This window comes from Rouxiella sp. S1S-2 (assembly GCF_009208105.1).
Classification (GTDB): Bacteria; Pseudomonadota; Gammaproteobacteria; order Enterobacterales; family Enterobacteriaceae; genus Rouxiella.
Genome location: NZ_WFKL01000001.1, coordinates 722,880 through 735,756, shown reverse-complemented (window position 1 = coordinate 735,756; position 12,877 = coordinate 722,880). Strand labels below are relative to the sequence as shown.

13 protein-coding genes are annotated in these 12,877 nt (G+C 53.7%); 3 read left to right on the top strand and 10 right to left on the bottom strand.

What is annotated here, in order from left to right; translation table 11 throughout:
* Window positions 1-15: 15 nt before the first annotated feature.
* Window positions 16-759 (bottom strand): 3'(2'),5'-bisphosphate nucleotidase CysQ, encoded by a 744-nt coding sequence (cysQ, locus tag GA565_RS03460; protein WP_152197359.1) that lies wholly within the window; start codon window positions 757-759, stop codon window positions 16-18.
* A gap of 259 nt (window positions 760-1,018) precedes the next feature.
* Between cysQ and GA565_RS03455 the strand changes: the two genes are divergently transcribed.
* Complete coding sequence (locus tag GA565_RS03455; RefSeq protein ID WP_152197358.1) at window positions 1,019-2,977, top strand: bifunctional 2',3'-cyclic-nucleotide 2'-phosphodiesterase/3'-nucleotidase; 1,959 nt, start codon at window positions 1,019-1,021, stop codon at window positions 2,975-2,977.
* A 73-nt stretch (window positions 2,978-3,050) separates the two neighbouring features.
* On the opposite strand, the gene fklB is transcribed toward GA565_RS03455, so the two are convergent.
* Window positions 3,051-3,671, bottom strand: a complete 621-nt coding sequence (fklB, locus tag GA565_RS03450) for an FKBP-type peptidyl-prolyl cis-trans isomerase (RefSeq protein WP_152197357.1) — start codon at window positions 3,669-3,671, stop codon at window positions 3,051-3,053.
* A 194-nt stretch (window positions 3,672-3,865) separates the two neighbouring features.
* On the opposite strand from fklB, the gene GA565_RS03445 reads away from it, so the two are divergent.
* The gene (locus GA565_RS03445) at window positions 3,866-4,582 is read left to right on the top strand and encodes an OapA family protein (protein ID WP_152197356.1); all 717 of its coding nucleotides are present in this window, start codon (window positions 3,866-3,868) and stop codon (window positions 4,580-4,582) included.
* Between the two features lie 71 nt (window positions 4,583-4,653).
* Here the strand turns inward: GA565_RS03445 and rplI are convergent, their stop codons facing one another.
* From rplI to yjfP, 5 genes are all read right to left on the bottom strand, one after another.
* Window positions 4,654-5,106 (bottom strand): 50S ribosomal protein L9, encoded by a 453-nt coding sequence (gene rplI, locus GA565_RS03440; protein WP_152197355.1) that lies wholly within the window; start codon window positions 5,104-5,106, stop codon window positions 4,654-4,656.
* A gap of 39 nt (window positions 5,107-5,145) precedes the next feature.
* The gene (rpsR, locus tag GA565_RS03435) at window positions 5,146-5,373 is read right to left on the bottom strand and encodes a 30S ribosomal protein S18 (RefSeq protein WP_004392491.1); all 228 of its coding nucleotides are present in this window, start codon (window positions 5,371-5,373) and stop codon (window positions 5,146-5,148) included.
* 4 nt (window positions 5,374-5,377) lie between these two features.
* Entirely contained in the window at window positions 5,378-5,692 is a 315-nt protein-coding gene (gene priB / locus GA565_RS03430; protein WP_071988424.1) for a primosomal replication protein N, read from the bottom strand.
* A gap of 8 nt (window positions 5,693-5,700) precedes the next feature.
* Window positions 5,701-6,093: a 30S ribosomal protein S6 gene (gene rpsF / locus GA565_RS03425; protein WP_017492198.1), complete on the bottom strand. Its 393-nt coding sequence runs from the start codon at window positions 6,091-6,093 to the stop codon at window positions 5,701-5,703.
* 182 nt (window positions 6,094-6,275) lie between these two features.
* Entirely contained in the window at window positions 6,276-7,025 is a 750-nt protein-coding gene (gene yjfP, locus GA565_RS03420; protein ID WP_152197354.1) for an esterase, read from the bottom strand.
* A 192-nt stretch (window positions 7,026-7,217) separates the two neighbouring features.
* Between yjfP and bsmA the strand changes: the two genes are divergently transcribed.
* On the top strand, window positions 7,218-7,541 hold the full coding sequence (bsmA, locus tag GA565_RS03415; protein ID WP_152197353.1) for a biofilm peroxide resistance protein BsmA: 324 nt from the start codon (window positions 7,218-7,220) through the stop codon (window positions 7,539-7,541).
* A 30-nt stretch (window positions 7,542-7,571) separates the two neighbouring features.
* Here the strand turns inward: bsmA and GA565_RS03410 are convergent, their stop codons facing one another.
* The 3 genes from GA565_RS03410 to rnr all read right to left on the bottom strand — a co-directional run bounded on the left by GA565_RS03410 (window position 7,572) and on the right by rnr (window position 12,845).
* Complete coding sequence (locus tag GA565_RS03410) at window positions 7,572-9,203, bottom strand: isovaleryl-CoA dehydrogenase (RefSeq protein WP_152197352.1); 1,632 nt, start codon at window positions 9,201-9,203, stop codon at window positions 7,572-7,574.
* Window positions 9,204-9,398: 195 nt separating this feature from the next.
* Window positions 9,399-10,145: a 23S rRNA (guanosine(2251)-2'-O)-methyltransferase RlmB gene (gene rlmB / locus GA565_RS03405; protein ID WP_152197351.1), complete on the bottom strand. Its 747-nt coding sequence runs from the start codon at window positions 10,143-10,145 to the stop codon at window positions 9,399-9,401.
* Between the two features lie 132 nt (window positions 10,146-10,277).
* Window positions 10,278-12,845, bottom strand: a complete 2,568-nt coding sequence (rnr, locus tag GA565_RS03400; RefSeq protein WP_152197350.1) for a ribonuclease R — start codon at window positions 12,843-12,845, stop codon at window positions 10,278-10,280.
* Between the last annotated feature and the right edge of the window lie 32 nt (window positions 12,846-12,877).

The window sequence follows — 12,877 nt, the reverse complement described above, 5'->3', positions numbered from 1 at the left end:
CAACACGGACAAGCCTTAAAACAGCGAGACGCGGAAGCCTGGATTGAGGAAAGACTCTTTCGGCACGTAGGTCAGCGTCTGCCCCTGCCAGTCGGTAACGGTGGCACCGGCGGCGTTGGCGACGGCATGACCCGCGGCGGTGTCCCACACGGAGGTCGGTCCAAAACGCGGATAAAGCTGAGCAGAACCTTCCGCCACCAGACAGAACTTGAGCGATGAACCGATAGTCACGGTTTGATGCTCGCCAAGCTGGGCCAAATAATCCTGCAACTCTTGGTCATTACTGTGCGAACGGCTGACTACCACCAGCGGCGGATGTGCTTCACGTGCGGTGATTTCAACGCGCTGGCCGTTTTCTTCTTTCCATGCTTTGCCATCAGCCGCCGCGTACATCACGCCGGTGACCGGCACATATACCACACCGAGCACCGGATTACCGTCCTCAATCAATGCGATATTGACCGTGAACTCGCCGTTACGTTTAAGAAACTCTTTGGTGCCGTCTAAGGGATCGACGAGCCAGAAACGTGTCCAGTTTTGACGTACAGACCACGAAGGCGGATCTTCTTCTGACAGCAGGGGAATGTGTGCGTCCAGCGCCTGCAGGCCCTTTTTAATGACGTTGTGCGCGGCAATATCTGCCGCCGTTACGGGAGAGTCATCATGCTTCTGGCGCGCGTTGAGCGGCTGCTCACCGTCGTACACCTTCATAATCGCGTCACCGGCATCACGCGCGAGCTGGCAAATTTGTTCCAACATTCTGCACCTCAGTACTTAATCTATGAATTTATCATCTTTGATTAAGCCTAGTTTTTTTTACCGTGAATAGCTATCTCGGATGCAGATTCTGTTAATGAATTAATTTCAAAGGTATTTTCTTTAGCGCCTCACGTCGCCAGCTTTGGGTCTTAAACAGATTAAGATCACATTTTATAGTGACAACTGGTTACATTCTCTAATATTTTTGAGATACATGTCGTGTTTATTCCCTCTTTTTACCTCTGACGGAGCCAATGTCATGCCTAAGCGTCACCTGAGACTTTCTGCACTCGCCCTGCTGGTCGCGGCGGGTACTGCCCATGCGGCAACGGTCGATTTGCGCATTATGGAAACAACCGACCTGCACAGTAACATGATGGACTTCGACTATTACAAAGATAAACCTACCGACAAGTTTGGTCTGGTACGCACCGCCAGCCTGATTGAAGCGGCACGGGGCGAAGTCAAAAACTCAGTTTTGGTTGATAATGGTGACGTGATTCAAGGCAGCCCGCTCGGCGACTATATGGCAGCCAAAGGGCTGAAAACAGGTGAAATACATCCTGTTTATAAGGCAATGAATACCCTGGACTATGCGGTAGGCAATCTGGGGAACCACGAGTTTAACTACGGTCTGGACTATCTCAAAAAAGCGCTGGCCGGGGCGAAATTCCCTTATATCAATGCCAATGTCATTGATGACAAGACCGGCAAGCCGCTGTTTACCCCTTTTATCATAACCAACAATCAGGTGACCGACAGCGAAGGCAAAACACATAACCTGCGCATTGGCTACATCGGTTTTGTTCCCCCGCAAATTATGGTGTGGGATAAAACCAATCTGCAGGGCAAAGTTACCGTGGCCGATATTACCGAAACCGCCAAAAAATGGCTTCCGGAAATGCGCAAACAAGGTGCCGACATTATTGTCGCCATTCCCCACTCCGGCCTCTCCGCTGAGCCTTACAAAACGCTGGCTGAAAATTCGGTCTATTACCTTAGCCAAATTAAAGGTATCGACGCCATTATGTTTGGCCATGCCCACGCGGTATTCCCAAGCGAAGAGTTTGCCAATATCAAAGGGGCCGACATTAAACAGGGAACCCTGAACGGCGTGCCTGCTGTGATGCCCGGCATGTGGGGCGATCATCTCGGGGTGATCGATTTAGTGCTCAACAATGACGACGGAGGCTGGAAAGTCACCCAAGGTAAAGCGCAAGCGCGGCCGATTTTCGACAAAGTGGGTAAAAAATCGCTGGCGGCGGAGGATCCAAAACTGGTGAAAGTGCTGGCGGCCGATCATAACGCCACCCGCGAGTTTGTCAGTCAGCCGATCGGTAAATCAACGGCCAACATGTACAGCTACCTGTCGCTGGTACAGGATGATCCTACTGTACAGATCGTAAATAATGCCCAGAAGGCCTACACCGAGCACTTTATTCAGGGCGATCCGGACTTGGCCGATCTGCCGGTGCTTTCTGCCGCTGCACCGTTTAAAGCCGGCGGGCGCAAAAACGATCCGGCCAGCTTTGTCGAGGTCGAAAAAGGTCCGTTGACCTTCCGCAACGCCGCCGATCTCTACCTCTATCCTAATACGCTGGTCGTGATGAAAGTGACCGGCCAGGAAGTGAAAGATTGGCTAGAATGTTCGGCCGGTCAATTTAATCAGATTGACGTCAACAGCAGCAAGACGCAGTCGCTGATCAACTGGGACGGTTTTCGGACCTATAATTTTGACGTGATTGACGGTGTAAAGTACCAGATTGACGTCACTCAGCCTGCGCGCTTTGATGGTGAATGCACTCTGCAAAACAAAAACGCGGAACGCATCAAGAACCTGACCTATCAGGGCAAGCCGGTGCGTGCTGACGCCGTGTTCCTGGTGGCGACCAATAACTATCGCGCCTACGGCGGTAAATTTGCCGGTACTGGCGACAAGCATATCGCGTTCGCCTCGCCGGATGAAAACCGCGCCGTGCTGGCCGCCTACATCAGCGCCGAGACCAAAAAGCACGGCGCTGTCACGCCAAGTGCCGATAATAACTGGCGTCTGGCGCCGATTGTCGCCAAAAAGCCGCTGGATATCCGTTTTGAAACCTCGCCAGACCCGAAAGCCGCCGAGTTTATCAAAACACAGGCTCAGTACCCGATGACGCCGAAAGGTACAGACGCCGTGGGCTTCGCCGTTTATCAGATAGATTTGCAGTCCAAAGGCTAACAGCCTGAACCTGCAGCAACAAAAAAGGCGCCGAGGGCGCCTTTTTTATGCTTACTTCCTACAATCGTTACGATTACAGGATTTCCAGCAACTCGACTTCAAAAGTCAGTGCGCTGAATGGTGGGATGGACGCACCCGCCCCGCGCTCGCCGTAGGCCAGGTTGTGAGGGATATACAGCTCCCATTTGGAACCCACTGGCATCAGGGTCAGCGCTTCAATCCAGCCAGCGATAACGCCGTTAACCGGGAACTCGGCTGGCTCGCCGCGCTGTACGGAGCTGTCGAACACGGTACCGTCGATAAGCTTGCCGGTGTAGTGAACGCGAACGCGATCCTGACGACCCGGGATAGGACCGTCGCCCTGAGTCATCACCGAGAATTGCAGGCCTGACTCAGTGCTGGTCACGCCTTCGCGCTGTGCGTTGGCAGCCAGGAATTCCTGACCTTCAACGGCCAATGCTTCCTGACGCTCACGACGCACGGCGTCGGCACGCTCGTGAACTTCACGCAGTGCGCGGTGAACCACGTCAACTGGCACAGCAGGGGTGTTCCCTTCTAGCGCATCGCGTAAGCCTGCAAGAAGTGCGTCAGGCTCGAGGCCTTGTAAACCAGATTCCTGCAGCTGTTGACCGACCTGCAAGCCGATACCGTAACTTGCCTGCGCTTCAACGCTGTCAAATGAAGGGGTTGTCATGGAATTTCCTTTAATCATAAAAAGTCGAAGACGCAGCATAACAGCGCAGGACTTTTGGGTAAAATGTTACAACGAAAATCGGCGCTTCTGTCGCTATCCTGGAGCGCTGTGAAACGGCTATACTTAGGGTTAATAACAAGTCGACCAATTTACATCTGATTTTATTGGCATTACGTGCAACAAGAGAGGTTGTCATGGGCAAATACCCGCCCAGGAGAAGGAAGGCCACACGCATTTATCAACCCATGTTGAGATCGTGGATTTCGATTATGCAGAAGCCGTTGCAAAAGAGGGCCACAGAAGCGGAGACAGAGACGGAAATCGCGCAGGATGAAGCCCTTGATACAGAAACCGCTGGGCGTCCGGTATTGAAGCCAAAGTCCCCGTCTCTGTTCGACAAGATTTGGCACTTTAGCGACGATTTCCACTGGATGGAACCCCTGCCCTATTTCCACCGCCGCTGGTTAATCATCAGCGTTATCGTGGTACTGGTTGCGCTGCTTTGGCCCTATTCGCCAGAGAATACCTATGCACCTTCGGATCGCTCGACCTCAATCCCGATGCAGGCCGATTTGCGCAATGAACAGGGGCGTACCACACAGATGCAACCTGATGGCGCCAATCAGTCGGCGGCTTCGCAAAATCAGGGAAACTGGAGAAGTTATCAGGTGCAGCCTGGGCAGACGCTGGCCCAGCTGTTTCGCGATAACAATTTGCTGGTTAATGACGTGTTTGCCATGGCACAAGTTGAGGGAAACGACAAGCCGCTGAGCAACCTTCACGCTGGTCAGCAGGTGAGAGTTCAGCTTAATGCGCAGGGCGTGGTGACCGCGCTGCAGGTGACTAACGATCAGAACACGACTGTGACCTTCTCACGCCAGCCAGACGGCAGCTATCAGCGCCAGCGCTAAAAACCCTGCCTCTTAAAACGCAAAACGCCGGCACAAGGCCGGCGTTCTGACGGATTACTTAACGCGTAATATTACGCTTCAGCAACCACAACTACGTTCAGCTTGGCAAACACGTCGCTGTGAACTTGGAAGTCCACTTCGTGTTCACCCAGAGTGCGCAGAACGCCCTCTGGCAGACGAACTTCGCTCTTGGAAACCTTAACACCGGCCGCAGTTACTGCGTCAGCGATGTCACGGGTACCGATAGAGCCGAACAGTTTACCTTCGTCGCCTGCTTTAGACGCGATGGTAACAGAGCCCAGTTCGTTGATGCTGGTTGCGCGAGCTTCAGCGGCGCCCAGAACGTCAGCCAGTTTGGCTTCCAGTTCTGCACGACGTGCTTCGAAATACTCAACGTTTTTCTTGGTAGCAGGAACAGCTTTGCCCTGTGGTACCAGGAAGTTACGAGCATAGCCCGCTTTAACGTTAACTTGATCACCCAGGCTGCCCAGGTTTGCTACTTTATCAAGCAGAATAACTTGCATTACCTTAACCTCTCAAAGTCGTTTATGGACAGTGGCCTATTACTGATGACGATCAGTATATGGCAACAAAGAAAGGTAGCGAGCGCGCTTGATACAACGAGCGAGCTGACGCTGGTATTTTGCACGAGTCCCAGTGATACGGCTCGGTACAATTTTACCACTTTCGGTAACGTAGTTTTTCAGCGTAGCGATATCTTTATAATCGATCTCTACAACGCCTTCCGCGGTGAAACGGCAGAACTTGCGACGACGGAAATAACGTGCCATTAGGCTAGTCTCCAGAATCTATCAAATCAATCTGCTCGGCATGTAACACCACTTTGTTCAGTCCATTGCGACCTTGATGGCAGCTAATGAATCCGGAAACAGTGAGTTGCGTGCCGACCGTTATACTGTGAGTTAATGCTTGTGACTGATGTCCACTAACAACCACGGGCATTCTGCACCATGCTTGTCGGTTAAATCCGGCTTCCTGTTGCTGCGAGCGATGCTCAAGCACAAACTGGCAGTGAGGAATACCCGATGGACTGACTTTACGAATGGGGGTCTTGCACACAGTGCCAGACAGCTCCAGGCGATTAGTCATCACAATTATTACTCTTCAGAATCCCCAGCTTCGGAATCATCGTTAGCTTCGGCGAAATCTTCACGACGCTCACGGCGTTCGTCTTTCGCTTTAACCATTGGTGAAGCTTCAGTTACGGCGTGTTTAGTGCGCATAACCATGCTACGGATAACGGCGTCGTTGAAGCGGAAGTTAGTTTCCAGCTCATCGATCGCTTCCTGCGGAGCTTCAACGTTCAGCAGAACGTAGTGGGCTTTGTGCAGTTTATTGATCGGGTAAGCCAGCTGACGACGACCCCAGTCTTCCAGACGGTGAATCTGACCCGCAGCGTTAGTGATTACAGCACTGTAACGCTCGATCATGCCCGGAACCTGTTCGCTCTGGTCAGGGTGAACCATAAATACGATTTCGTAATGACGCATAGAATTGCTCCTTACGGATTATTCAGCCTCCTGTCAGGGTCAACCGTGGCCCATGGAAGCAAGGAACGTGTTATGTGTACGGCTGAAAAAATGACGCGCAATTATATGACTGGACGCTCAGAAACTCAAGCACCCAGTCTGATTAATTTTTCGTCGTCGTACCGTTGACCGTTTGGCGTGGTTTAAAGATGGGTGGTGAAAAATTCAGTGGTGCGGATTGAGGCGTAAACCGAGACTCGATGTTTGGCTGCAGGTTCACTAATAAAAGTCAGGTTAGCCGCGTCGTTATACGCTTCAAGCGTCTGCCTGAGCCTGGCACTTTCATCGAACGGCACAACGTCATCCTGCTCACCGTGCCAGACCAACAGCGGCTTGCTGGCGATAAGCGCGGTTTTATCGCGGATATCCAGACTTAGCAGAAGTTCGGTTTCTCGCTCAAATGCCTCACGCGTCAGACCAGTATCTGCGCCAAACGAGGGATAAAGATGGTCAGCCAGCGAGGAAAAATAGCCAGATCCCATTAAATTGGCCGCCACTTTTACCCACGGAAAGTGAACCAGAGCCGCCATGGTGGTCATACCGCCCATCGATACACCGCCGACACCAAGGCGATTTTCATCGGCCAGGCCGCGGGCAACAAAGGTCTCTTTCAGCAGCGCGAGGTCGGTGACATTCGTTTGTAAAATGCGCCAGAAGTTATTGAGCAACACGCCTTCGTCAGGCTCGGCACGGGCGCCGTGCATCAACGCATCGGGTAAAATGACCCGATAACCGGCTTTTGCCAGCATGTATCCAAAGTAGGAGTAAATCTCTTTCGACGAGGTAAATCCGTGGTAGAAGAATACGGTGGGCAGTAAGTCATGATATTTCCCGACAGGCACCGCGTGGATAAGCTGAATACCTTCAACGTCTTCCTCATACATCTCAACCATCTCTCGCTCCTTAAATTTGCAGGCCCGGCTGGGTCAGGTTGCCTGTAAGCTACCTGATTCATTCTATCCACCCGCAAAAAAGCCACCACTAACTTTTGGCTATTTTTTATATTCAAAATGACACACTATCGGATTCGCCAGCGGCCTGTCTGCGGCGCTACACTGAGTCAGGCTTGTTGAGGAATAAAACCCATGAAAATGACCTTGTGCAATATCAGGCGCGTACTTGGCGCAGCCGTGTTACTCAGCGCATTGAGCGCCTGCAGCGTTTTTGAAACCACGCCGATGCCGCCTCCTGCGCCGACCAGCCACGCGCAGGAAGTGGTCAGAGCGCAAACCACTACCCTGACCAAGATAGGCACGGTTTCTGCCGATGCATTGGGCAGCCCGATGGACGTTGAGCGGGCGATTAAACACAAGGCCGACGAAGCGGGTGCACACTACTACCTGATTCTGCTGGTCAGTGACAGTATTCGTCCGGGGCGCTGGTACTCGGAAGCCATCCTTTATAAATAAATGATAACGGAGAGGTTAATCGGCACACCGCTACTGTGCACCGATAGCTCGCTCGAGAAGCTGCTGGCAAAGCCGGTCATCAATCTGGCTGTCACCGCGATCGTCCAGCGTCATACGGCACCAGGCATCGGCCAGCGGGGGCGACGAGTATTCCAGCATTTCAGCCGCGGCATACAGGTTAAACAGTTGACTGGCGATGACGCGCCCTAGCCCTTCGTCTGCCCTTTTCAGCCGTTGGGCAAACTGCCGTACCGCTTTATCAAACAAGCGGTTCTGCCCGCGCGACTGATGCAACCGGTGTTGCACCTCCTCAACCGCCGACGGCATCTTTTTCAGGCTGCGCAGCACGTCAAGGCACATGACGTTGCCTGACCCTTCCCAAATGCTGTTGACCGGCATTTCGCGATACAGCCGTGGCAGTTCACTTTCTTCGCAGTAGCCAATCCCGCCCAGGACTTCCATCGCCTCAGCCACAAAGGGGATCCCCTGGCGGCAAATTTCGAACTTGGCGGCGGGAGTAAGTAAACGGCTAATTACCTGTTCGTGCGCATCGTTCACGCTGGCGCGGGCGTGGGCCAAACGGAACAATAACGCGGTCTGTCCCTCCAGGCGCAGCGCCATTCGACTCAGCACCTGGCGCATCAACGGCTGTTCAATCAGCGGCTTGCCGAAAACCTGGCGCTGGAAGGCGTGATAAAGCGCGACGGAGAACGCGCGGCGCATCATCGCGTGGCTGCCAAGTGCGCAATCGAACCGCGTGTGCCCGCCCATTTTTAGGATGTGCCGCACGCCCTCGCCCTCATCGCCCAGCAGCCAACCGACGGCGTCGAAGAATTCAACCTCACTGCTGGCGTTGGAGCGATTCCCCAGCTTGTCTTTCAGACGCTGAATACGCACGCGATTACGCTCACCGTCGGGCAGAACTCGGGGTAAAAAGAAGCAGGAAAGTCCGCCTTCCGTCTGGGCCAACACCAGATGCGCGTCACTCTGCGGGACAGAGAAAAACCACTTGTGCCCGACCAGTCGATAGGGTTTGCCCGGTCCGCGCCCGTCGACGGCGGTAGCAATAGTGGTATTACTGAGCACGTCCGAACCGCCCTGCTTCTCCGTCATGCCCATGCCAATCAGCAGCCCGCGTTTTTTATCACCGGAAAGCAAATGTGCGTCATAGCGGTCTGAAAGCAGCGGCGTAAGCCAACCGCTGAACTCGGCAGGCAAACTCTGCTGCAACAACGGAATAGCACCGTGTGTCATGGTGACGGGGCAAAGCGTGCCGGCCTCAACCTGCGCGTGCAGCACAAAGCGGGCAGCGCGTGCCACGTACGAGCCAATGCGCGCGTCCTCTTCCCACGAGAGATTATGCACTCGATTGGCCACCAGACCCTGCATCAGCAGATGCCAGGCGGGATGAAAACGCACGTCGTCCAGCGGCTCTCCGGTTGGCTCGAAGCGCAGCAAATCAGGTGGATTAGCATTGGCCAGGCGCCCCAGCTCCAGCGACTCTGCCGAGCCCAGCTGCTGGCCCAGCGAGGCGAGTACCTCCAGGTCCCAGCCAGCATGTTGACGAACCACGGCTTCGCGCAACGCTGTATCAGAAAGGAAGAGATTACTGTTGTTTAAAGGCTTGGGTTGATTAAAAACCCGATGAGTTTCCCAATTCATTACCACCTCCGTCATCCATAGCTTCAGGATTCAGTATGGTAAAAACTGATTATTTTACCGCAGAGTGGATCACAAACAGGGGAAACGCCCGCAGCCTTGAAAGCTGCGGGAGAGGGGTCAGGCCTGACTTATTCTTTTTAAAAGAGTAAGACACTCATGGTTAAACATTCAAGCTGACCTTGCTAAAGCCGGTTATCAGCCTTTGGCTTTGACTGCACGCTGACGAACCGCTTCAAACAGGCATACACCGGTTGCCACCGAGACGTTCAGTGATGAAACAGAACCGGCCATAGGGATGCTAATAAGTTCATCGCAGTGGTCACGCGTCAGACGACGCATACCTTCGCCTTCAGCGCCCATCACCAGCGCCATCGGGCCGGTCATTTTGCTTTGGAACAAGGTGTGGTCGGCTTCACCGGCGGTGCCAACGATCCAGACGTTGTGCTCCTGCAACACGCGTAAGGTGCGTGCCAGATTAGTGACGTTAATCAAGGGCACGTTTTCAGCCGCGCCGCTGGCCACTTTTTTCGCCGTGGCATTCAGCTTGGCAGAACGATCGCGAGGCACAATTACCGCATGAACACCGGCTGCATCAGCAGTACGCAGGCAGGCGCCCAGATTATGCGGGTCGGTTACGCCATCAAGCACCAGCAGGAAGGGCGACTCCAGACTCTCAAGCAGAGCCGGCAGATCGTTTTCCTGATATTGACGCCCCTCTTTTACCCGCGCAATGATCCCCTGATGGACCGCGCCTTCAGACTTGTCGTCCAGCCACTGACGGCTGGCAACCTGAATCACGATGCCGCTAGATTCCAGCTCGTCGATCAGCGGCTTCAGGCGTTTATCGTCACGGCCTTTCAGAATAAACACTTCCAGAAAGCGCTGCGGATCGTTGTCAAGTAAGGCTTTAACGGAGTGAATACCGTAAATAATTTCGCTCATGATGCTCTTTAAAATAGGACTCTTTAAAAAAACATCATGCGGGCAAATGCCCGCATGATGGAGTGATAGCTTAGTGGCTTAACGGAGATTCTATCATTGACTGACGCAGGCATCAGTCAATAAATACGCAGATTAAGATTCAACCTGTTTTTTCTTCGCCCGTTTGGCCTTGGTGGCCGCCGCTATTTTTTGGGTTTTATCAGAAGGCTTTTTGGCTTTCTTTGGCTTGCCGTCTTTACCGACGGCACTGACCACTTTAGCGCCTTTGCCTGCCTCGGCCGTCACCGCCGCCTTCGCAGTTTCTGCCTTGCCCGTGCCCGCTCTTTTCGCTTTCGCCGGTTTGGCTGACTTGTCGCCCTCTTTGCGGAAAGCGCTATCTGGCTCAAAATTCACGTTCTTTTTGGCAGAACGACGGCGGCCTGCATTGGCTGCACCGGCTGGACGCATACTGCGTTCCCCCCCCTTCTTGGCTCTGTCGCGTGCCGTTTTACCTTCACCACGCGGTTTGCGAGTGCTGGAAACAAGAGCGAAATCGATTTTACGCTCGTCCATGTGAACAGCCTCAACGCGGATTTCGACCGCATCGCCCAGGCGATAAACGCTGCCTGAAGACTCACCGACCAGACGTTGGCCAATGTTGTCATAGCGATAGTAGTCGTTGTCCAACGATGAAACGTGCACCAGCCCGTCGATAAACAGGTCCGCCAGACGGACAAAGAAGCCGAATCCGGTCACGCTAGAGATAATCCCGTTAAAGACCTCACCCACGTGGTCTTGCATAAAGTCGCATTTCAGCCAGTCGGCGACGTTGCGGGTCGCTTCGTCGGCGCGGCGCTCTGCCGTCGAACAGTGATCGCCCAACACCACCATTTCGTCGTAATCGCTGTGGTAACCGCCAGTCGGCGTCCAACGATCTTTCAAAGTCCCATGCTCTTTTGCCAGCACATATTTGATAGCGCGGTGCAGTGCCAGGTCAGGATAACGACGGATTGGCGAGGTAAAGTGACCGTACGAAGTCAATGCCAGACCGAAGTGCCCACGGTTTTCCGGATCGTAAATCGCCTGCTTCATCGAGCGCAGCAGCATAGTTTGCAGCATCTCGCGATCGGGACGATCTTTCAGTTGATCCATGATATCGGCGTAGTCTTTCGGCTCAGGCTTCAACCCGCCGCCCATCGTCAGACTCAGCTCACCCAATACGCTTCTTAGCGCAGAAATGTGATCATCACTTGGGCGGTCATGCACGCGGAACAGTGCCGGCTCGTTATGTTTTTCAACAAAACGCGCCGCCGAAATGTTCGCCATGATCATACATTCTTCAATCAGCTTGTGCGCGTCGTTGCGCACCGTGGCCTCAACGCGCTCAATGCGACGTTCGGCGTTGAAGATGAACTTGGCTTCTTCGGTTTCAAAGGCAATACCGCCGCGCTCTGCACGCGCCTGGTCGAGCACTTTGTACATCTTGTGCAGTTCTTCCAAGTGCTTAACCAGCGGAGAATACTGCTCGCGCAGCTCTTCGTTGCCTTCGATGATGTGCCAGACTTTGGTATAAGTCAGGCGCGCGTGGGAGCTCATCACCGCTTCGTAGAACTTGGACGTGGTGAGTTTACCCGTGGCAGAAATGGTCATTTCGCAGACCATGCACAGTCTGTCGACCTGCGGGTTCAGTGAGCAGAGGCCGTTCGACAGCACTTCCGGCAGCATCGGTACAACCTGAGACGGGAAGTAGACCGAGGTAGCACGGCTGCGTGCTTCGGCGTCTAGCGCAGTGCCTGGGCGAACATAATAACTGACGTCGGCGATAGCAACCCATAAACGCCATCCGCCACCGCGTTTTGCTTCACAGTAAACGGCATCATCAAAGTCACGCGCGTCCTCGCCGTCGATGGTAACCAGCGGCAAATTGCGCAGATCAACGCGACCTTTTTTGGCCTCTTCAGGCACCTGTTCACTCAGGCCGGCAACCTGTTTTTCAACCTGCGGCGGCCAGACGTGAGGAATTTCGTGAGTACGCAGTGCGATATCAACCGCCATGCTGGTACCCATTTTATCGCCGAGGACTTCAACGATTTTACCCACGGCCTTGGTGCGGCGCGTCGGGCGCTGAGTCAGTTCGACCACCACCATATAACCCATGCGCGCACCGTTTACCGCGTCGGCCGGGATAAGAATGTCGAAGCTTAGACGGCTGTCATCGGGCACCACAAAACCTGCGCCCGCGTCGGTAAAGTAACGGCCAACAATTTGGCTAACTTTAGGCACTACGACGCGAACAATGCGCGCCTCACGACGGCCTTTGCGATCGGTTCCCACCGGCTGAGCAAGAACAACGTCGCCATGAAGGCACATTTTCATCTGCTCGGCGGAGAGGTAGACGTCGTCTTTTTTCACGCCTTCCAGGCGCAGGAAGCCGTAACCATCACGATGGCCAATCACGGTACCTTTCAGTAAATCCAGACGTTCAGGCAGTGCATAGCATTGGCGGCGGGTAAACACCAGTTGACCATCGCGCTCCATCGCACGCAGACGGCGACGCAGCGCTTCAAGCGGCTCTTCACCTGACAGATTAAGTTCATTTGCCAGCTCTTCACGGCTGGCAGGCGTTTCGCGCTTGCCTAAATGTTCGAGAATAAATTCGCGGCTGGGGATAGGCGATTCATATTTTTCTGCTTCCCGTTCCAGAAATGGATCTTGTGACATAGCGGTTCCTCCGTTGTCATCAGCAGTTTGTT